The sequence below is a fragment of the Streptomyces liliiviolaceus genome (assembly GCF_018070025.1).
In the GTDB taxonomy this organism is placed as follows: Bacteria; Actinomycetota; Actinomycetes; order Streptomycetales; family Streptomycetaceae; genus Streptomyces; species Streptomyces liliiviolaceus.
The window spans coordinates 1,990,668-2,011,188 of sequence record NZ_JAGPYQ010000001.1 but is presented as its reverse complement, the minus strand read 5'-3'; the positions used below and the strand labels follow the sequence as shown (position 1 = coordinate 2,011,188).

16 protein-coding genes are annotated in these 20,521 nt (G+C 70.2%); 7 read left to right on the top strand and 9 right to left on the bottom strand.

Annotated features, from left to right (window positions below; all coding sequences use genetic code 11):
* Nucleotides 1-85: 85 nt before the first annotated feature.
* Nucleotides 86-1,279, bottom strand: coding sequence for an RtcB family protein (locus J8N05_RS08815; protein ID WP_210881871.1), 1,194 nt, complete (start codon nt 1,277-1,279; stop codon nt 86-88).
* A gap of 206 nt (nt 1,280-1,485) precedes the next feature.
* Here J8N05_RS08815 and J8N05_RS08810 point away from each other — a divergent pair, with 206 nt between their 5' ends.
* The 3 genes from J8N05_RS08810 (at nt 1,486) to J8N05_RS08800 (ending at nt 4,968) form a co-directional block, all read left to right on the top strand.
* Complete coding sequence (locus J8N05_RS08810) at nt 1,486-2,334, top strand: DUF3558 domain-containing protein (protein ID WP_210890085.1); 849 nt, start codon at nt 1,486-1,488, stop codon at nt 2,332-2,334.
* A 149-nt stretch (nt 2,335-2,483) separates the two neighbouring features.
* Nucleotides 2,484-3,371, top strand: a complete 888-nt coding sequence (locus J8N05_RS08805) for a DUF3558 family protein (protein ID WP_210881870.1) — start codon at nt 2,484-2,486, stop codon at nt 3,369-3,371.
* A 196-nt stretch (nt 3,372-3,567) separates the two neighbouring features.
* On the top strand, nt 3,568-4,968 hold the full coding sequence (locus tag J8N05_RS08800) for a DUF2637 domain-containing protein (protein ID WP_210890084.1): 1,401 nt from the start codon (nt 3,568-3,570) through the stop codon (nt 4,966-4,968).
* A 74-nt stretch (nt 4,969-5,042) separates the two neighbouring features.
* Here the strand turns inward: J8N05_RS08800 and lysS are convergent, their stop codons facing one another.
* The gene (lysS, locus tag J8N05_RS08795; RefSeq protein WP_210881869.1) at nt 5,043-6,785 is read right to left on the bottom strand and encodes a lysine--tRNA ligase; all 1,743 of its coding nucleotides are present in this window, start codon (nt 6,783-6,785) and stop codon (nt 5,043-5,045) included.
* 334 nt (nt 6,786-7,119) lie between these two features.
* On the opposite strand from lysS, the gene argS reads away from it, so the two are divergent.
* The 3 genes from argS to J8N05_RS08780 all read left to right on the top strand — a co-directional run bounded on the left by argS (nt 7,120) and on the right by J8N05_RS08780 (nt 11,048).
* Nucleotides 7,120-8,895 carry an arginine--tRNA ligase gene (gene argS / locus J8N05_RS08790; RefSeq protein ID WP_210881868.1) on the top strand — a complete coding sequence of 592 codons (1,776 nt, stop codon included), beginning with the start codon at nt 7,120-7,122 and terminating at the stop codon, nt 8,893-8,895.
* A 314-nt stretch (nt 8,896-9,209) separates the two neighbouring features.
* Complete coding sequence (locus J8N05_RS08785; protein WP_210881867.1) at nt 9,210-10,136, top strand: phosphotransferase family protein; 927 nt, start codon at nt 9,210-9,212, stop codon at nt 10,134-10,136.
* A gap of 114 nt (nt 10,137-10,250) precedes the next feature.
* Nucleotides 10,251-11,048 (top strand): DUF4253 domain-containing protein, encoded by a 798-nt coding sequence (locus J8N05_RS08780; RefSeq protein WP_210881866.1) that lies wholly within the window; start codon nt 10,251-10,253, stop codon nt 11,046-11,048.
* 12 nt (nt 11,049-11,060) lie between these two features.
* On the opposite strand, the gene J8N05_RS08775 is transcribed toward J8N05_RS08780, so the two are convergent.
* Nucleotides 11,061-11,963, bottom strand: a complete 903-nt coding sequence (locus J8N05_RS08775; protein ID WP_210881865.1) for an SAM-dependent methyltransferase — start codon at nt 11,961-11,963, stop codon at nt 11,061-11,063.
* A 71-nt stretch (nt 11,964-12,034) separates the two neighbouring features.
* Nucleotides 12,035-13,330: a helix-turn-helix domain-containing protein gene (locus J8N05_RS08770; RefSeq protein ID WP_210881864.1), complete on the bottom strand. Its 1,296-nt coding sequence runs from the start codon at nt 13,328-13,330 to the stop codon at nt 12,035-12,037.
* A gap of 216 nt (nt 13,331-13,546) precedes the next feature.
* On the opposite strand from J8N05_RS08770, the gene J8N05_RS08765 reads away from it, so the two are divergent.
* Nucleotides 13,547-13,729, top strand: a complete 183-nt coding sequence (locus J8N05_RS08765; RefSeq protein WP_210890602.1) for a hypothetical protein — start codon at nt 13,547-13,549, stop codon at nt 13,727-13,729.
* Here the strand turns inward: J8N05_RS08765 and hemB are convergent.
* The 5 genes from hemB to J8N05_RS08740 form a co-directional block, all read right to left on the bottom strand.
* Complete coding sequence (gene hemB / locus J8N05_RS08760) at nt 13,689-14,681, bottom strand: porphobilinogen synthase (RefSeq protein ID WP_210881863.1); 993 nt, start codon at nt 14,679-14,681, stop codon at nt 13,689-13,691. The two genes, J8N05_RS08765 and hemB, sit on opposite strands and share 41 nt — an antisense overlap.
* Nucleotides 14,682-14,939: 258 nt before the next feature.
* Nucleotides 14,940-16,628, bottom strand: coding sequence for a bifunctional uroporphyrinogen-III C-methyltransferase/uroporphyrinogen-III synthase (locus J8N05_RS08755; protein WP_210881862.1), 1,689 nt, complete (start codon nt 16,626-16,628; stop codon nt 14,940-14,942).
* Complete coding sequence (gene hemC, locus J8N05_RS08750) at nt 16,625-17,584, bottom strand: hydroxymethylbilane synthase (RefSeq protein ID WP_210881861.1); 960 nt, start codon at nt 17,582-17,584, stop codon at nt 16,625-16,627. The genes J8N05_RS08755 and hemC overlap by 4 nt, the downstream gene beginning before the upstream one ends.
* Nucleotides 17,581-19,485, bottom strand: coding sequence for a glutamyl-tRNA reductase (locus tag J8N05_RS08745; protein WP_210881860.1), 1,905 nt, complete (start codon nt 19,483-19,485; stop codon nt 17,581-17,583). Before J8N05_RS08745 ends, hemC begins: the two co-directional genes overlap by 4 nt.
* A complete protein-coding gene (locus J8N05_RS08740) occupies nt 19,482-20,249 on the bottom strand; it encodes a redox-sensing transcriptional repressor Rex (RefSeq protein WP_210881859.1) in 768 nt (255 codons plus the stop codon). The genes J8N05_RS08745 and J8N05_RS08740 overlap by 4 nt, the downstream gene beginning before the upstream one ends.
* Nucleotides 20,250-20,521 lie beyond the last annotated feature (272 nt).

The following is a 20,521-nucleotide window of genomic DNA, read 5'->3' as shown; positions in this document are numbered from 1 at the left end:
GAATTCATACGGCATGGATTTCGCGCCACGTGAATCCACATGAATCCACGCGGCATGGACTCGTCAGCCCCCCGTCATCGCTCCGTCACCCCTTCACACACACGACCTGCTTCAGCTTCGCCACCACCTCGACCAGGTCCCGCTGCTGGTCGATGACCTGCTCGATCGGCTTGTACGCCGCCGGGATCTCGTCCACGACACCGGAGTCCTTACGGCACTCCACGCCCCGCGTCTGCTCCTCCAGGTCCTTGGTCGTGAAGCGGCGCTTGGCCGCGTTACGGCTCATGCGCCGGCCCGCGCCGTGCGAGGCGGAGTTGAACGCCTTCTCGTTGCCGAGACCCTTCACGATGTACGAACCGGCGCCCATCGAGCCGGGGATGATGCCGTACTCGCCGGAGCCCGCGCGGATCGCGCCCTTGCGGGTGACCAACAGGTCCACGCCCTCGTACCGCTCCTCGCTCACGTAGTTGTGGTGGCACGAGATCTCCGGCTCGAAGGTCACCTTCGCCTTCTTGAACTCCCGCCGGACGACGTCCTTCGAGATCGCCATCATGATCGCGCGATTGTGCTTCGCGTACTCCTGCGCCCAGAAGAGATCGTGCCGGTACGCCGCCATCTGCGGTGTGTCCGCGATGAATACGGCGAGGTCCCGGTCGATCAGCCCCTGATTGTGCGAGAGCTTCTGCGCGATACCGATGTGATGCTCGGCGAGTTCCTTGCCGATGTTCCGGGAACCGGAATGCAGCATGATCCAGACCGAGTCGTCCGAGTCGAGGCAGAACTCCCAGAAGTGGTTTCCGCCGCCCAGGGTGCCCATCTGCTTGGTGGCCCGCCCCTGACGGAACTTCACCGCCTCCGCGACCCCGTCGAACCGTCCCCAGAAGTCGTCCCACCCCGCGGTGGCGAGACCGTGGAAGCCGCCGGGGTCGACCGGGCTGTCGTGCATGCCCCGCCCGACCGGAATCGCCTGCTCCACCTTCGACCGCAGCCGGGACAGGTCGCCCGGCAGGTCGTTGGCCGTCAGGGACGTCCTGACCGCGGACATGCCGCAGCCGATGTCCACGCCGACCGCCGCCGGACACACCGCACCCCGCATCGCGATGACCGATCCGACCGTCGCGCCCTTTCCGTAGTGCACGTCCGGCATGACGGCCAGGCCCTTGATCCAGGGGAGCGTGGAGACGTTGCGGAGCTGCTGCATCGCCCCTTCCTCCACCGACGCCGGGTCCGCCCACATACGGATCGGAACCTTCGCCCCCGGCATCTCCACGTACGACATATCGCCCTCATTCCCCCGAAAAACCAACAGAAGTCTTACATCGCAAAACCGGCGCCAAGGCCAACGTTTGGGACAACGGACCGGCGTCCACGGCAGTGCGTGCGATACACATTGTCTCCAGGGGCCACCCCCGTGCGGCAACCGAATAACCACAGGACACCCTGGTCGTGAGCACAGTCGATCGACCCGTCGAGAGGAGCCCCACCGTGCAGCGGAAGGCGTACGTACCCGGCGTCACCGCGCTCCTCGCGGCGCTGCTGGCCGGCTGCACCGGCGGATCGCCGGACGGCGGTCAGGACGACCCGAAGCCGGGCGGCACGACGTCGACGGCCGCCGCGGCACAGCCCGGCAAGTACCGCACCCTCCCGGAGCCTTGCGACGCGGTGTCGCACAGCACCCTGGACTCCCTGCTGCCGGGCATCAAGCAGCTCACGGACGAGGAGCAGCGCGAGAAGGCCTACGAGGGCACGGCGACGGTCACGTACGACACGGACCGGAAGGTCGGCTGCCGCTGGAAGGCGGAGTCGGCGACCGCGACCGACCATCTCCTGGTGGATTTCGAGCGGGTGGTCTCGTACGACAACACGGTGAGCGACGACGACCGCGCGGAGGAGATCTACGCGAAGAAGGAGGTGGCGGCGGACCTTCCGGCACCGGCCGCGTCGCCCTCCGCCACGACCGAGGCCCCCGATGCCTCCGAGTCGCCCGGGTCCGGCTCCGGATCGACCCCGGGCGCCGGCGCCGGAGGTGACAGCAGCTCCTCCGCGGACGGGACCGGCTCCGCGGACCCCTCCGCCAGTGGCGTCCCGGGCTCCACGCCGAGCGCCCTCCAGCCCCGCACGCTCGACGGCCTGGGCAACACGGCGTTCCTCGACGACGCGCTGAACGACTCCAAGCAGCGCACGGTGACTGTGGTGTTCCGCACGTCCAACGTGGTCGTGACGATCCAGTACGACGAGCAGCCGGCGACCACGACGGACGTCCCGAGCAGCAAGGACATGCAGGACAGGGCGCGGAAACTGGCGGGTCAGCTCGCCGAGTCGTTCAGCGATTAGAGACGTTCGGCGGAGGTTTCGGCCTCGGCGGAACCTGAGCCGCACATGTCCCGTTCGGGCTACCGTGGCTCCTCGGACCCGACCGAGTGCGGTCAGGCGGAGAACGCGGCCGTCCGCACGTACACCCGAGCGTCTTGAGTGAAGGAACCATGCACCGATCCGTACAGCGACACCGTCAGCGACTCACCCGCGTCCTCGTCGGGGCGGCCGCCCTCCCGGTGATGCTCGTCGCCTCCGGCTGCTCCTCGGACTCCGGCGACGGCTCAGGCGACGACGCGAAGAAGGACTCCGGCTCCTCGGCGTCGTCCTCCGCCACGGAGGCGGCCGCGGTGGTGAAGGAGGCGACGTACGCGAAGCTTCCCGAGCCGTGCAAGGTGTTCTCGTCGAAGACTCTGAAGGAGCTCGTCCCGGAGGGCACCAAGTCCGGCAAGGAAGGCAAGTCCGAAGACATCAGCACCCGTGGCAACTGCTCCTGGGACAGCCTGGACAACAAGGGCGTGGACGGCTCGCAGTTCCGCTGGCTGAACGTGTCGCTGCTGCGTTTCGAGTCGGACCAGAGCCGGGGCACGGGCGAGAAGCTGGCCTCGGAGTACTACACGAAGCACGCCGAGGACGCGCGTGCGGTCGAGGACGCGAAGAACACCAAGTCGCAGCCGGTGTCCGGCACGGGCAACGAGGCGACGCTGGTGACGTACGACCTGAAGAAGAAGGAAGGCACCTTCCGGCAGCAGACGCTCGTGACGCGCGTGGAGAACGTCGTCGTGACGGTCGACTACAACGGCGCGGGCCTCGCGGGCAACGACTCCCCGAAGGCCGCCGATCTGACGAAGGCGGCGGAGAAGGCCGCGAAGGAGGCCGTCCAGGCGGTCGTGACCGCGAACGGCGGCAACAGCGGGGCCACGTCCGGGTCCGGGTCCGGGTCCGACGCGAGCGCGTCGCCGAGCAAGTCCGCGAGCGGGAGTTCCGGCAAGGGTTCGGACCTCGGCGGCGCCGACGACGACGCGAGCCCCAGCAAGTCCGCCACCAAGAAGGACTGACGCGGGGCCCGAGTCGGGAACTTCGGCGTCCAGTTCGACCGCCCTCCCACTCGCAGCCCTACCAGGACATTTGGTGGAGCCCGGCCCCCACGGAGGCCGGGCTCCACCCGTACCGGGCATCCGCACCCCGTACACATGTGCCACTCTGTTGCGCGCAACAGGTCGTAAGGGGAGGGGAGTACGGGTGGCCGCGCCTATGCAGCTCACCAAGACGCACAAGATCCTCATCGGTGTGGTGGTCTTCGGAGCGGTCGTCATCGCGGCGATCGGCTTCGCCGGTTCCTACGCCGCGGTGCGTGAACTGGCCCTGGAGAAGGGCTTCGGGAACTTCAGCTACGTGTTCCCGATCGGCATCGACGCGGGCATATGCGTCCTGCTCTCGCTCGACCTGCTCCTCACCTGGATCAGGATCCCGTTCCCGCTGCTGCGGCAGACGGCCTGGCTGCTGACGGCCGCGACGATCGCCTTCAACGGCGCCGCCGCCTGGCCGGACCCGCTCGGCGTGGGCATGCACGCGGTCATCCCGATCCTGTTCGTGGTCTCCGTGGAGGCGGCCCGGCACGCGATCGGCCGGATCGCGGACATCACCGCCGACAAGCACATGGAGGGCGTGCGCCTCACCCGCTGGCTGCTCTCCCCGCTGCCCACGTTCCTGCTGTGGCGCAGGATGAAGCTGTGGGAGCTGCGCTCCTACGAGCAGGTCATCAAGCTGGAGCAGGAACGACTCGTCTACCAGGCGCGGCTGCGCTCCCGCTTCGGCCGCTCCTGGCGCCGCAAGGCCCCGGTGGAGTCCCTGATGCCCCTGCGGCTCGCCCGCTACGGCGTCCCCCTGGCCGAGACCGCGCCCTCCGGCCTCGCGGCGGCGGGCATCGAGCCGGCGCTGCTGCCCCCGGCGCCGCAGCCCGCGCTGGAACCGGCCGAGGCGTCCGCGGGCGCCCGCACCCCCGCGGCGGCACCGGCCGCACGGGAGGACGCGGCTCCCGACCGGGCGCGGCGCCCCGCTCCCGAGAGCGACGAGTTCACCGAGCCGGCTGAGCAGCCGGACCGGGCCGAGCCGCAGAACCAGTGGCTCCAGTCTCGGGACCCCCAGTCCGTCGAGTACCAGGGCGGCTACGACCCGACGTACGACCCGGAGGCCGCGTACACCCAGTGGTACGCGGAGCAGCAGCAGGCCGAGGAGTTCGAGGAGCAGCAACGGCTCCGGGACGAGCGGCGGTTCCAGGACCGTCGGCGGTTCGAGCAGGAGGCGTTCCCGCAGCAGCAGGAGGAGGCCTTCCCTCAGCAGCAGTACGCGGAGCAGGAGCCGCAGGACCCGGCCCCCGAGCCGTCCCCGGAGGACACCGGTACGTTCCCGATCCCGGCCGGTCCCGGCCGTACGCGTGAGCTGGGCGCGGGCGGCGGCACGGAGCCGACCGAGGAGGACTACTACCTGGTCTTCAAGAAGTCGATAGACGGCAGCTATCCGACCTCGGGCCAGTTCCGGGGCAACGTGGAGGACACGTACGGCACCACGCTCCCGCAGCGCGAGGCCGACCGGATGGTCAACCGCTTCACCAACCGCCACACGGCGGAGCTCCAGGAGGACCACATCGCCTAGGTCCTGTCCGTACGCGGAAGGGGGCGCCCGGAGTTCACCGGGCGCCCCCTTCCGCGTACGGACAGGAACAAGAACTACGCGCCGAGCAGCTTCCTCACCCGCTCCTGGCCCACCGCGAGCAGCAGGGTGGGCAGGCGCGGGCCGGTGTCGCGGCCCACCAGCAGGTGGTAGAGCAGCGCGAAGAACGTGCGCTGGGCGACCTTGATCTCCGCCGGGAGCTCCTTGGGCGTGGCGTCGGCGGAGAAACCGGCCTGGACCTTCGGAACGCCGTAGACGAGGTGGGTGAGCCCGTCCAGCGACCAGTGCGTGTCGAGACCGTCGAGCAGCAGCCGCAGCGAGGCGCGGCCCTGGTCGTCGAGGGACGTGAGGAGTTCGGCGTCCGCGTCCTTGCGCACGACGGTCCGCTGGTCGGCGGGGACCTGGGTGTTGATCCAGGCCTCCGCCTTGTCGAGCCGCGGCCGGACCTCGTCGAGCGAGGTGATCGGGTGCGCGGGGTCGAGCTCGCCGAGGATGCGCAGGGTCTGGTCCTCGGCGCCGGCGGTGATGTCGGCGACGGAGGCGAGCGTGCGGTAGGCCATCGGCCGGGGCGTCTTGGCGAGTTCCCCGGCCGCGGTGCCGACGGCGCGCGCGTGGGCGGCGACGTCCCCCGGCAGGGCGGACCCGTCGGCGACCTTCACCTCCAGTTTGTCCCACTCGTCGTAGAGCCGCTGGATCTCCTGGTCGAAGGCGATCTTGAACGACTGGTTGGGCCGGCGGCGGGCGTAGAGCCAGCGCAGCAGCTGAGGCTCCATGATCTTCAGCGCGTCACCCGGCGTCGGCACGCCCCCCTTGCTGGACGACATCTTCGCCATCCCGGAGATCCCCACGAAGGCGTACATGGGCCCGATGGGCTGCTTGCCGCCGAAGATGCTGCCGACGATCTGCCCGCCGACCTGGAAGCTCGACCCGGGGGACGAGTGGTCGACACCGCTCGGCTCGAAGACGACGCCCTCGTAGGCCCAGCGCATCGGCCAGTCGACCTTCCAGACGAGCTTGCCGCGATTGAACTCGCTGAGCCGGACGGTCTCCTCGTAGCCGCACTCGGTGCAGCTGTACGTCAGCTCGGTGGTGTCGTCGTCGTAGGCCGTGACGGTGGTGAGGTCCTTGCCGCAACCGCCGCAGTACGGCTTGTACGGGAAGTACCCGGCGGACCCGGTGCCGTCGTCCTCGGCCGCGGCACCCGACCCCTCGGCGGCTTCGAGCTCGGCCTCGTCGACAGGCTTCTGCCCCTGCTTCTTCGGGGGCGTCTTCTTGGTCCGGTACTGATCGAGGATCGCGTCGATGTCACCCCGGTGCTTCATCGCGTGCAGGACCTGCTCGCGATAGACACCCGAGGTGTACTGCTCGGTCTGGCTGATCCCGTCGAACTCGACGCCCATCTCGGCGAGCGCCTCGACCATGGCGGCCTTGAAGTGCTCGGCCCAGTTCGCGTACGCGGAGCCTTCCGGGGCGGGGACCGCGGTCAGCGGCCGGCCGATGTGCTCGGCCCAGGACGCGTCGACCCCCGGGACGCCGTTCGGCACCTTGCGGTACCGGTCGTAGTCGTCCCAGGAGATCAGATGCCTGACCTCGTGCCCGCGCCGCCTGATCTCGTCCGCGACGAGGTGCGGGGTCATGACCTCGCGCAGGTTGCCCAGGTGGATGGGGCCGGAGGGCGACAGTCCGGACGCGACGACGACGGGTTTGCCCGGGGCTCGGCGCTCCGACTCCTCGATGACCTCATCCGCGAAACGGGAGACCCAGTCGGTGGTCTCGGTGCTCTGAGCCACGATCGGCACGTCCTTCTTTCCTACGGTTGACACGGCTGACCGCGCCATTGTCCCAGCTAGGCCCTCAACCACGAAAACGCCTTTTCCTCGCCCCCGCCGCCCCTACCCTTCCCGTCACTGACTCGGGGGCCAGCCCCCGAACCCCCGCTCCTCAAACGCCGGAGGGGCTACCCACTCAGCCCGTCCGGCGTTTGAGGACGAGCGCGCAAGCGCGACAAGGGGGCGAGGGGCGCAGCCCCATGCGTGGACGGGAACGGGTAGGGGCGGCGGGGGCGAAAAACCCCTTTGCCCCCCGTGGGATACTGGCCTGATCCATGCCCACGAGGAGAACGGCACCCACCCCATGCCCCCGGTCACGTCCCTCACCGCCCACGTCCACCAGCGCCTCGCAACCGCCCTCACGGCAACCCTGCCGGAGCCCGCGGCCGCGGACCCGCTGCTGCGACGCAGCGACAGGGCGGACTTCCAGGCCAACGGAATCCTCGCCCTGGCGAAGAAGGCGAAGGCCAACCCCAGGGACCTCGCGACCCAGGTCGTCGCCCAGGTCGTCACGGACGACCTGATCAAGGACATCGAGGTCTCGGGCCCCGGCTTCCTGAACATCACCCTCACGGACCGCGCGATCACGGAAACCCTCGCGGCCCGCGCCGCGGACCCGGCGGACCGCCTCGGCGTGCCGCTCGCCGCGCACCCGGGCACGACGGTCATCGACTACGCCCAGCCGAACGTGGCGAAGGAGATGCACGTAGGCCACCTCCGCTCCGCGGTGATCGGCGACGCGGTCGTGCGGATCCTGGAGTTCGTCGGCGAGAGCGTCGTCAGGCGGCACCACATCGGCGACTGGGGCACCCAGTTCGGCATGCTCATCCAGTACCTGGACGAGCACCCGCACGAGCTGGACCGCTCGGCGGACTCCGCGGAGACGGGCGAGGAGGCGATGTCGAACCTGAACCGCCTCTACAAGGCCGCGCGCACGCACTTCGACTCCGACGAGGAGTTCAAGACGCGGGCCCGCCGCAGGGTGGTCGACCTCCAGGCGGGCGACCCGCACACGCTCGCCACCTGGCAGCGGTTCGTCGACGAGTCGAAGGTCTACTTCTTCTCGGTCTTCGAGAAGCTGGACATGGAGATCCGGGACGCGGACATCGTCGGCGAGTCGGGCTACAACGACATGCTGGACGAGACCTGTCGCCTCCTCGAAGAATCAGGCGTCGCGGTCCGCTCCGAAGGCGCCCTGTGCGTGTTCTTCGACGACGTGAAGGGCCCGGACGGCAACCCGGTCCCGCTGATCGTGAAGAAGTCGGACGGCGGCTACGGCTACGCGGCGACCGACCTCTCCGCGATCAGGAACCGCGTCTTCGACCTGAAGGCGGACACGCTCCTGTACGTGGTCGACGCGCGCCAGTCGCTGCACTTCAAGATGGTCTTCGAGACGGCTCGCAGGGCGGGCTGGCTGAACGAGGACACCAAGGCGCAGCAGCTGGCCTTCGGCACGGTCCTCGGCAAGGACGGCAAGCCGTTCAAGACGCGTGAGGGCGAGACGGTCCGGCTGGTGGACCTCCTCGACGAGGCGATCGACCGTGCCACGGCGGTGGTCCGCGAGAAGGCCGCGAAGATGGGCCTCTCCGAGGAGGAGATCGTCGAGAACGGCCGGTTCGTCGGGGTCGGCGCCGTGAAGTACGCGGACCTGTCCACGTCCGCCGTCCGGGACTACAAGTTCGACCTGGACCAGATGGTGTCGCTGAACGGCGACACGAGCGTGTACCTCCAGTACGCGTACGCCCGTATCCAGTCGATCCTCCGCAAGGCCGGGGACGCGCGTCCGGTGGCCCACCCGGAGCTGGCGCTGGCTCCGGCGGAGCGTGCGCTGGGGCTGCACCTGGACCAGTTCGGCGAGCTGCTCCTGGACGTGGCCGCGGGGTACGAGCCGCACAAACTGGCCGCGTACCTGTACCAGCTGGCGTCGCATCTGACGACGTTCTACGACCAGTGCCAGGTGCTGAGCGACGCGAACCCGCCGGAGGTCGTCGAGAACAGGCTGTTCCTCGTCGACCTGACGGCCCGCACGCTCCACCGGGGCATGGCGCTGCTCGGTATCAGGACCCCCGAACGCCTCTGACACCGTTCACCCATTCGGGTGAGCGACCGGTTGGGGGGCACCCACTCGTGCCCCTCTCCCGGCCGCGGTCTCTCCCCGGCGTTCCTCGGACCTGTCTCCTGCGACCTGCTTCTGACCTGCTCAGGCCCTGCCTGTCCGTGCAAGCAAGGGCCAAAGGTTGAGCTGTCCGGGCGCACCCCCGAGTATGCGATGCTGCGGGCCGCCGACCCCGGCTCCGGGGTACGTGAGCCTCGCCGAACCGCACGCTGGGAGCGCAATGAGCACTGCACTGCCCTTCTCCATCCCTCCGGTCGGCCGGAGGGTGTGCGCCAGTCATGCTGCCACTCGTTGAGACCGGCGATGAGCTGGACGCGGTCGTCCGCGACGAGGCCCTGCTGCGGCCGGCCGTGGCGGACCTGTGCGAGCGCCTCGGCCTGGTCCCCAAGCAGATGGTCCGCTACATCGAGGGCTCGCTCCCGGTGTACTCCATCGGCGCCGCGCACGTACTGAAGCTGTTCCCCGCCTTCGAGAAGCTCGACGCCCGGCGCGAGGAGCGGATGCTCAGCCATGTGTACGGCAGACTGCCGGTCCCGACACCGCAGTTGCACTCGGCCGGCGCGTACAAGAACGGCTGGTCCTTCGTCCTGATGTCCCGGCTCCCCGGCGAGGGCCTCGCGAACGTGTGGCCGCGGATCCCGGCGGCGGACCAGGACCGTATCGTCACGGAGGCCGGTGAGACGCTCGCGGCGCTGCACGCGCTGTCCGCGGGGCCGCTCTCGGGTCTCGTCGGCCCGGCCGACTGGGGCCTGTTCGTCGACGCGCAGCGCGCGAACGCGGTGGAGCAGCAGCGCGAGACCGGACTGCCGGAGGTCTGGCTCGAACAGATCCCGTGGTTCCTGAACTCGGTCCCGCTGCCCGCCCCGTCACGACGGGTGCTGCTGCACACCGAGTTCATGCGTGAGCATCTGACGGTGGACCCGGACGGCTGGCGGCTGACCGGCCTCTTCGACTTCGAGCCGGTGCTGATCGGCCACCCCGCCTACGACCTCGTGAGCGTCGGCCTGTTCCTCACCTGCGGACAGCCCCGGCTCCTGAAGCGGTTCTACGAGGCCTACGGGCGCCCGCCGTTCGACCCGCACACGGTCATGGCGTACACGCTGCTGCACGTCTACAGCAACCTGGCCTCGTATCTGCGCATGCTGCCGAAACCGCCCGAGCCGACGCTGGACTCGCTCGCGCGGACCTGGTTCGGCACCGACTGACGGACCGCCACGGGCGGTCGGCACGCGGGGCCATGGCGGCCGGAACCGTCGCACCCCCTGGGGCTGTTGCGCCCCCCGGGGCCGTTGTCAGTGGCGGGCTCTAAAGTCACGGGCATGGCGACTCTTCCGAACCAGCTGCCGACGCTCGCGGCCGACCCGGCCGGCCGCTCGCTCGGTCTCGACCTCCCGCCCGGCGCCCTGCTCGACACGACGGTCGAGGGCCCCTGGGACGAACCGCTGCTGTGGCGCGCCGACGCCCCGGCGGCGCCGGGCGACTGGCTGCGGCTGGCGTCCGCGCGCCGCACGGCGGGCCTGTGCCCGGTCCTGGTCGGCGGGCGGACGGGCAGCGAACCGCACCCGGACAAGTGGGAGCTGGACCCGGACCTCGCGTCCTATCCGGGCGACCACGACGCCGAGGAGGTCCTCGCGGAGCTCTGGGAGGGGACCGCGGCCGAGGCGCTGGACGCCGACTGGCCCGGCCTCGCCCCGGCGGGCGTACCGGACGTCGATCCGGACGTGTGGGCCGCCGAGGTGACGGACGCGCTCGTCGGCGGCGCGAGCCTGCTGAAGGAGCCGCGCCTCGCGCTGGTCCCGGCCCGCCGCAGCGCGGACGTCCCGGCCGCCATCGGCTGGTGCGGTCCGGTCAATCTCACCGACGACGTGGCGGAGCTGTGCGCGGTCCTGCGGTCCTGGGAGGACCGCTTCGGCGTCCGGGTCGTGGCCCTCACCTTCGACCAGCTGATCGTCTCCGTCGCGGCCCCGCCCGGGACCCTGTCCGAGGCGGAGGCGATAGCCGCCGAGCACTACGCGTTCTGCCCGGACAACATCACGCAGAGCGGCCATGCCTCGCTGCGGGCGTACGCCGAGCGCGAGGTGCTCGGCGCACGCTCGTGGACCTTCTGGTGGGACTGACCCGGCGCCCGCTCAGGGCTTGCGACCGGTGACCGCGTACACGTTGATGTCCGCGTCCGTCACATCGTTGATGTCGCGGTAGCGGACCTTCTCGATGTCGTCGAGGCCGTCGAGGTAGTGCTGCTCGGGCTGCTCGGGCACGGGCGCCGCGTTGTCGGGCCGCCAGTGGTGGGCGGGTACGACACCGGGCTCGTCGACCTCCAGCCCGTTGTCGGTGAGGAACCGCTCGACCTCCGCCTTCGTACGCAGCACGAAGGTGAAGCCCCGCTCGGTGTACGTCCGCTGGACCGCGCGGACGTTCTCGGCGTTGAGGTCCTCGGTGAGATGGCTGAGCACGAGCCGGCTTCCCGAAGGCAGGGCCTCGATCAGTTCGCGGACGATCGGGTAGGCCCGCTCGTCCTCGACGAAGTGCAGGATCGCCACGAGCGCCAGCGCGATCGGCTGGTCGAAGTCCAGGGTCTTGGCGGCGGCGTCGAGGATCTGGGCCGGGTTCTGCAGATCGGCGTCGATGTAGTCGGTGAGCCCCTCGGGCCCGCTGGTGAGCAGGGCGCGCGCATGCGCGAGGACGACGGGGTCGTTGTCGACGTACACGACACGCGAGTCCGGGGCGAGCCGCTGGGCGATCTGGTGCACGTTCTCCTGGGTCGGCAGCCCGGTGCCGATGTCCAGGTACTGCCGGATGCCCTCTTCGCCGGTCAGCGTGTTCACGGCCCGGCGCAGGAAGTCGCGGTTGTGCCGGACGTCGAGGTAGCCGCGCGGATTGGCGGCGAGCGCGGCGGCGGCCGCGGCCCGGTCCACCGGGTAGTTGTCCTTGCCCCCGAGGAAGACGTCGTAGACACGGGCCGGGTGCGCCTTGGTGGTGTCGATCCTCCTTCTCAGCTCGGCGGGGTCCTGGCTGAGAGCATCACCGGGCATAGGGCCTCTCCCTGGGGAGTCGCGTCAGTCAACGGTCAACAACCTAACTCCCGCGGTGACTTGATAGTGCCTCAGCCGGGCACATCGGGCTCGTACTCGTTGCGCCCCCAGGCGGAGTCACCGAGCGGATAGTCGTAGGCGGGCCGCCCCACGTTCCCACTGGTCCGAAAGGGACTGCCGTCGTCGTCGACGCGCACGGTCCCCTTCTTCCCCCCGCTGGACCACTCCAGCTCCAGGTACCAGCTCACGTTGTACGTCCGGGCGTCCGCGAAGACGTAGAACACCTCGGGGTCGGACTCGCTCACCTTGTACGGGAAGTCGCGCTGCCCGGCCTTCGGCGAGGTGTCGGGCCGCCCGGCGTCGAGGTTCACACCGAACGACGTGGTCTCCACACCGCCACCGCACCCGACACCCATCGCGAAGTCGTTCCAGGCGAGCGGCGCGCTCTTGTCCACCACCCGCACATGCAGATCGTCCAGGACGACGGTGGCCTTCCCGGTGCCCTGCACGGTCAGCGCGATCATCTGCTGCCCGGCGGCGACCCCACCGAGCGCGTTGACCCACCCACGCGCGTCGGGCTCGCTCGGCGGCGGGGGCACCTTCTCCGGCTCCCGGTCGAAGAGGTAGTGCTGACTGCACGGGCTGTCCCACTTGTACGGGTTGACGGCGACGATGGGCGCGGTGGCACCCTCCGCGCCCCCGGCCCCTCCGGCGCCCCCCGCCGCTCCGCCACTCGGCGAGACGGAGGGTCCGACGGACGCAGAGGGACTTCCCGAACGCGAGGCGGACGGAGAGGCGGACTCACCCTTCACCCCGCCGGACTCGGAGACCTCCGGCCGATCGTCGGCGGACGAGGCGGCTCCGACACCCCGCTCACGCCCCTCCCCGCCACCGCTCCCCACGAACTGCGCGACGAGCACCACGGACACGACGGCGGCGACCACGGCGGCTCCGACAACCACGACGGCACGCCGCCGCGAGCCCGAAGGAGCGACCTGCGGAGAGACCAGAAGATCGCCGGCTTCCCCCTCGGAGGCAACGGCCACCGCGGCCCCCTCCCCACCCGGAACCTCGCTCCCCTCCCCCTCCCCCTCCTCCTCTCCCGCAGCTCCGCCAGTCGACTTCTGCTTCCGCCGCGCATCCGCGAGAACCCACCGCCGATGCAGCTCGACCAGTTCCTCGGGGGTCGCCCGGCAGACCCGCGCGAACCGCTCCACGGGCGCGTAGTCCGTCGGCACGGCATCCCCGTTGACGTACCGGTGCAGGGTGGACGCGCTCGTGTGCAGCCGCTTCCCCAGGACCCCGTAACTGAGCCCGGACCGCTCCTTCAGCCGCCCCAGCAGCTCCGTGAACTCGTCCCCCGCCACCGTCCGCACCTCTCTCCACGTCCCGGATCCGCATTCCAGGGGCAGGTCGTTTCCCCACGTCAGAGCTGCTGCGGCCGTTCCGGCGTCCCAAAGTTCTCGCAGCTGTCGCGGCCGGGACGTATCTCCGCACAAGCTGGGGCCATCCAAGCACGCCGCCCGAGGCACCCGGCCGGGCGGCCCGTGCCATCACCCGTACCGCAACGAGGAGTTCACCGGATGTCCGCACGCACCGTCCGCGCACGTCTGCTCGCCGCCGCGCTCGCGGTGGCCGCCCTGACCCTGACCGCGTGCGACAACGGGGAGGGCATACGCGACGAGGGCTCGGCGGCCGACGGGACCCAGCAGCCGTCCTGGCGCCTCAACGCAGCTTCTGCGCCACCTCGGTCGCCCAGTACGTGAGAATGTTCCGGGCCCCGGCCCGGCGAATCCCGGTCAACGCCTCCAGGATCGCCGCATCCCGATCGATCCACCCCTTTTCAGCGGCGGCCTCGATCATCGAATACTCCCCGGAGATCTGGTAAGCGACGACGGGCACATCCACCGTGTCCGCAACACGCGCGAGGATGTCCAAATAGGGCCCGGCGGGCTTCACCATCACCATGTCGGCGCCCTCTTCAAGATCGAGCGCCAATTCCCGCAACGACTCCCGCGCATTGGCGGGGTCCTGCTGATAGGTCTTCCGGTCTCCCTTCAAGGAGGACCCGACAGCCTCGCGGAACGGCCCGAAGAAAGCGGACGCGTACTTGACGGTATAGGCGAGCACCGCCACGTCCTCGCGCCCGATCTGATCGAGAGCGTCACGGACGACCCCGATCTGCCCGTCCATCATCCCGCTGGGCCCCACGACATGGGCCCCGGCATCGGCCTGCACCTGAGCCATCTCGGCATAACGCTCCAGGGTCGCGTCATTGTCGACGCGCCCTTCGGCGTCCAGCACCCCACAATGCCCGTGATCAGTGGTCTCGTCGAGACAGAGATCGGACATCACCAGCAACTCGTCCCCGACCTCACTGCGCACGTCCCGAAGGGCGACCTGCAGAATCCCGTCGGGATCGGTCCCAGCGGTGCCGAGGGCATCCTTCTTCGACTCCTCCGGCACACCGAACAGCATGATCCCGGAGATCCCCGCGGCCACGGCCTCGGCGGCGGCCTTCTTCAGAGTGTCCCGGGTGTGCTGCACGACGCCGGGCATCGCGGCAATGGGAACAGGCTCGGAAATACCTTCACGCACAAACGCGGGAAGGATGAAGTCAGCGGGATGCAGCCGGGTCTCGGCAACCATGCGCCGCATCACAGGACTGGTCCGCAGCCGCCGCGGCCGGCTGCCGGGAAAGGATCCGTACGTCGTCATGAGACCACGCTACGCCCGCCCCACAGCTGCCTTTGCCGACGCCCAGTCGGAGCGCGGCACCCCGCAACGCAACGGAAGCGGGCCGTGCCGGTACGTCGAAGTCCGTCGCATAGGGCTCCTGCAAAAAACCCCACACTTCCAGGCGTACGGCAGTACACCCGGAAGGCGACGGACTCGACGTACCGGCACGGCCCCGACCCACGGACCACACAACGGTCCGCCCGCAAAGGATCACCCAACAGCCCACCCGCAAACGAACTACGTGGTGGTACGCCGCCGCCGAGACCCGGGCCGTCGCTCGCTGGGCCGGGTGACAGGATCCCCGGCCTCAAGAGCGGAAGCCCGCCGCCGAAGCCCGAACTCCGCCAACGCCTCGGCAAGCCGGTGCACGGACGGCTCGGGCGACATGACGTCGACACGCAGCCCATGCTCTTCAGCGGTTTTCGCCGTAGCGGGCCCAATACACGCGATAACGGTCACGTTGTGAGGCTTCCCGGCAATACCGACCAGGTTCCGCACAGTGCTGGACGACGTGAAGAGAACGGCATCGAACCCACCGCCCTTGATCGCCTCACGAGTATCCGCAGGCGGCGGCGAAGCACGCACGGTCCGATAAGCCGTGACGTCATCAACCTCCCACCCGAGCTCGATCAACCCGGCGACCAACGTCTCGGTCGCGATATCGGCCCGAGGCAGAAACACCCGATCGATCGGATCGAAAACGGGATCGTAAGGCGGCCAATCCTCCAGCAACCCCGCAGCGGACTGCTCCCCACTGGGCACCAGATCAGGCTTGACCCCGAAAGCGATCAGAGCCTTCGCGGTCTGCTCCCCCACGGCAGCGACCTTGATCCCGGCGAAAGCACGCGCGTCGAGCCCGTACTCCTCGAACTTCTCCCGCACGGCCTTGACCGCGTTCACCGACGTGAAGGCGATCCACTCGTACCGCCCGGTGACGAGCCCCTTGACCGCCCGCTCCATCTGCTGCGGCGTCCGCGGCGGCTCCACGGCGATCGTGGGCACCTCGTGCGGCACGGCCCCGTACGACCGCAGCTGGTCGGAGAGCGACGCCGCCTGCTCCTTCGTACGCGGCACGAGCACCTTCCAGCCGAACAGCGGCTTGGACTCGAACCACGAGAGCTGCTCACGCTGAGCGGCGGAGGAACGCTCACCGACCACGGCTATCACCGGCCGCCCGCCCTCGGGCGAGGGCAGCACCTTGGCCTGCTTCAGCGTCTGCGCGATGGTGCCGAGCGTGGCGCACCAGGTCCGCTGCCGCGTGGTGGTACCGGCGACGGTGACGGTCATGGGGGTGTCGGGCTTACGGCCCGCCGCCACGAGCTCCCCCGCGGCCGCAGCCACAGAATCGAGCGCGGCAGAGACGACGACGGTCCCGTCGGACGCCCCGACCTCGGCCCAGCACCGCGCGGACGCGGTACGGGCGTCGACGAACCGCACGTCCGCACCCTCGGCGTCCCGCAACGGCACACCCGCGTACGCGGGCACACCCACGGCGGCGGCGACACCGGGCACGACCTCGAAAGGCACACCCGCGGCGGCGCAGGCGAGCATCTCGCCGGCCGCGTACGCGTCGAGCCCGGGGTCGCCCGAGACCGCACGGACGACCCGCCTGCCGCCCCTCGCGGCCTCCATGACAATATTGGCCGCGTCCTTCGACGCGGGGACGCCAGAGGTGGCTGACGTGCCGTCAACTACCTTCAGCTGAGGCGTGTCCGGGCTCGCGCCCGTATCGGTGTCGAGCACGGTGACGTTTCGTCTGGCGTGCGTGCGGACGACGTCGAGCACTTCGGGTTCGGCGACCAGGACATCAGCGTTCCCCAGCGCCTCGACGGCGCGCAGAGTCAGCAGTCCCGGATCACCGGGTCCGGCACCGAGGAAGGTGACGTGCCCGTGTTCGAGGCCGATGGGAAGGGTGGTGGGGCTCAATGTACTCGCTCCCCCATCAGACCGGCCGCGCCCTTGGCAAGCATCTCGGCAGCGAGTTCACGGCCGAGCGCCATTGCTTGGTCATGTGTCTCGGGCACGGGACCGGTGGTGGACAACTGCACCAGCGTCGAGCCGTCGGTCGTGCCGACGACGCCGCGCAGGCGCAATTCCTTGACAATCTGCCCGTCGGCCAGAAGGTCGGCGAAGGCACCCACAGGTGCGCTGCAACCGGCCTCCAGGGCGGCGAGCAGGGACCGCTCGGCGGTCACGGCGGCCCGGGTGTACGGGTCGTCGAGCTCGGCGAGCGCAGCGACGAGGTCCGCGTTGTCCGCGGCGCACTCGATCGCGAGGGCCCCCTGGCCGGGGGCGGGCAAAATGATGTCGACCGGCAGGAAGTCGGTCACTTCGGCGGTCCGTCCGACGCGTTCCAGCCCGGCGGCGGCGAGCACGACACCGTCCAGCTCGCCGTCCCGCACGAACCCGATCCGCGTGTCGATGTTCCCGCGGATCGGAACGGTCTCGATCGTCAGCCCGAGGTCACGCGCGTACGCGTTCAGCTGGGCCATCCGGCGCGGCGAACCGGTGCCGATCCGCGCCCCGGCCGGAAGCTCGGCGAACGTCAGACCGTCGCGTGCGATCAGCACGTCACGGACGTCCGCGCGGACGGGTACGGCGGCCAGCGCGAGCTCGTCGGGCTGCCCGGTCGGCAGGTCCTTGAGGGAGTGCACGGCGAAGTCGACCTCCCCGCGCAGCAGCGCGTCGCGCAGGGCGGTCACGAAGACGCCCGTGCCGCCGATCTGCGCGAGGTGCTCACGGGACGTGTCCCCGTAGGTCGTGATCTCCACGAGCTCGACGGGCCGTCCGGTCACCTGGCTCACGGCGTCCGCCACCTGCCCGGACTGGGCCATGGCGAGTCTGCTCCGCCTGGTCCCGAGCCTCAGTGCCTGCTCAGTCATGCTCGCCCTCGGTTTTCGGCGCTCTCGAAGTTGTCGCTGTCGAAATTCCTGCCGACGACGCGCCCGCTGTCGCCGAACCCACGGTCGCCGGGACGCCCCTCACCCGCACCGCTGCCGGTATCGGTACCGGTCCCGGTGTCGGCGTCCCGCCCCTCGGCCCGCGAAACGGCCGCGACCGTCTCCTGGTCCAGGTCGAACAGGGTCCGCAGCGCGTCCGCGTACCCGGCACCGCCGGGCTCGGCGGCCAGTTGCTTGACCCGTACGGTCGGCGCGTGGAGCAGTTTGTCCACGACGCGTCGCACGGTCTGGGTGATCTCGCTGCGCTGCTTGTCGTCGAGGCCGGGCAGCCGTCCGTCGAGCCGGGCGATCTCGCCCGCGACGACGTCGGCGGCCATCGTGCGCAGCGCCACGACGGTCGGGGTGATGTGTGCGGCGCGCAGCGCGGCGCCGAAGGCGGCGACCTCGTCGGAGACGATCCGTCGCACCTGGTCCACGTCGGCGGCCATGGGCGCGTCGGCGGACGCCTCGGCGAGGGACTCGATGTCCACCAGTCGCACCCCGGGCAGCCGGTGCGCGGCCGCGTCGATGTCACGGGGCATGGCGAGGTCGAGCAGCGAGAGCACGGGGGTGGGCCGGGGCACCTCGGCGACGGGCTCGGGCCGGCGCCGCTCGGGCACCCGTCCGAGGAGGGCCGCGGCGGCGGCGAGGGCGGTGATGGCCTCGGCCTCGGCGGCCGGGTCGAGCAGTGCGACGGAGCCGGGCTGGCCCTCGGCGGCCGCCGCCGACGCGCCCTTGTCGACCCAGGCGGCGTGCTGTTCCAGTTCGGCCGCGCCCATCCCGGCCACGGCGGCCTCGCCGAGCACGGAGAACCCGGCGGTGCCCTGCACGCTCTGTGCGCTCTGCGCGGCGGCGGGGTCGAGGGGACAGTTCTCCTCGGTGCCGACGCTGGTGGGCGGCAGTTCACCCCGTACGGCGGAGGCGCCGCGCGCACCGGAACCCGGGGCCGGGGCCGAGGCCGGAGCGGGCACCCGCACCGCACGCCCCGCCATCGCGGTCGTGACGACCTCGGCGGTGAGGACGAGACCGGTCGCGCCGGTGCACGACACGACGACGTCGGCACGTGTCAGTTCATCCGCGACGGCGTCGATCGGCACGGCACGGGCCACCACGTCGGTGCCGCCCTCCCGTACCGCACCGCGCGCGTACTGCTCCACGAGCAGGGTGGCGAGCCGCTCGGCCCGGTCGAACGTCCGGTTGGCGACGACCACTTCGGCCACGCCGGCGCGGGCCAGGGTGGCGGCGGCCAGCGAGGACATCGAGCCGGCGCCGATCACGAGGACCCGCTTGTCGCGGGCCCAAGCGTCGACCGTCGTACCCTCGGCGAACTGCTCCAGGCCGAAGGTCACCAGGGACTGCCCGGCCCGGTCGATGCCGGTCTCGGAGTGAGCGCGCTTGCCGACCCGCAGCGCCTGCTGGAACAGGTCGTTCAGCAGCCGGCCGGCCGAGTGCAGCTCCTGCGCGGTGGCCAGCGCGTCCTTGATCTGGCCGAGGATCTGGCCCTCGCCGACCACCATCGAGTCGAGTCCGCACGCCACCGAGAAGAGATGGTGGACGGCCCGGTCCTCGTAGTGCACGTACAGATAAGGGGTGAGCTCTTCCAGTCCGACCCCGCTGTGCTGCGCGAGCAGCGTGGAGAGCTCGGCGACACCGGCGTGGAACTTGTCCACGTCGGCGTAGAGCTCGATCCGGTTGCAGGTGGCGAGCACCGCGGCCTCGGTGGCCGGTTCGGCGGCGACCGTGTCCTGGAGCAGCTTGATCTGGGCGTCCGCGGACAGCGCGGCGCGCTCCAGGACGCTGACCGGAGCGCTGCGGTGACTCAGCCCGACGACGAGGAGACTCATGCCGGCATCACGGCGGGGACGTCCCCGTCGGGCCCTTTCCCGGCCTCCTTGGCCGCCGCGGCCTCGGCGGCGAGCACGGCGTCGGCCTGGGCCTCGGCCTCCTCGCCGGCCTTGCGCTGCTCGTGGAAGGCGAGGATCTGCAGCTCGATGGAGAGGTCGACCTTGCGTACGTCGACGCCGTCCGGCACGGACAGCACGGTCGGCGCGAAGTTCAGGATGGAGGTCACACCGGCGGCGACGAGCCGCTCGCAGACCTGCTGTGCGGCCCCGGCGGGGGTCGCGATGACACCGATCGACACACCGTTGTCGTCGATGATCTTTTCCAGCTCGTCGGTGTGCTGCACGGGGATCCCGGCGACGGGCTTCCCGGCCATCGCGGGATCGGCGTCGATCAGCGCCGCGACGCGGAACCCGCGTGAGGCGAACCCGCCGTAGTTGGCCAGGGCGGCGCCGAGATTTCCTATCCCGACGATCACTACCGGCCAGTCCTGGGTCAGGCCCAGCTCGCGGGAGATCTGGTAGACGAGGTATTCGACGTCGTAGCCGACACCGCGCGTCCCGTACGACCCGAGGTACGAGAAATCCTTGCGCAGCTTGGCGGAGTTGACCCCCGCCGCGGCCGCGAGTTCCTCGGAGGAGACCGTGGGTACCGAGCGCTCCGACAGAGCGGTGAGGGCTCGGAGATACAGGGGAAGCCTGGCGACGGTGGCCTCGGGAATCCCTCGGCTGCGGGTCGCCGTTCGGTGAGTTCGGCCAGTTGCCACGGTGCTCCTGCGGGTAGCGCGGGGCTTCAGGCGGTCACACGTACCTAGACCGCCCCGTCGAATGCAGGCTATGTCTTTGTGAACGCGTGCACAAAGATGGTGTCCGATTTGCCCGGCCAACGTGACCGGGGTCACGCACCCCCGGCGCACCCGTACGGAACCGGCGCACAGGCACCTTCGTTCCTCACATCTTGGGGGCAAAACCGCACACTCTCCTCTACGATCCCCGCCCCCGAGTCCGAATCGCCCTCGATCCTAAGTGACATTCCGGC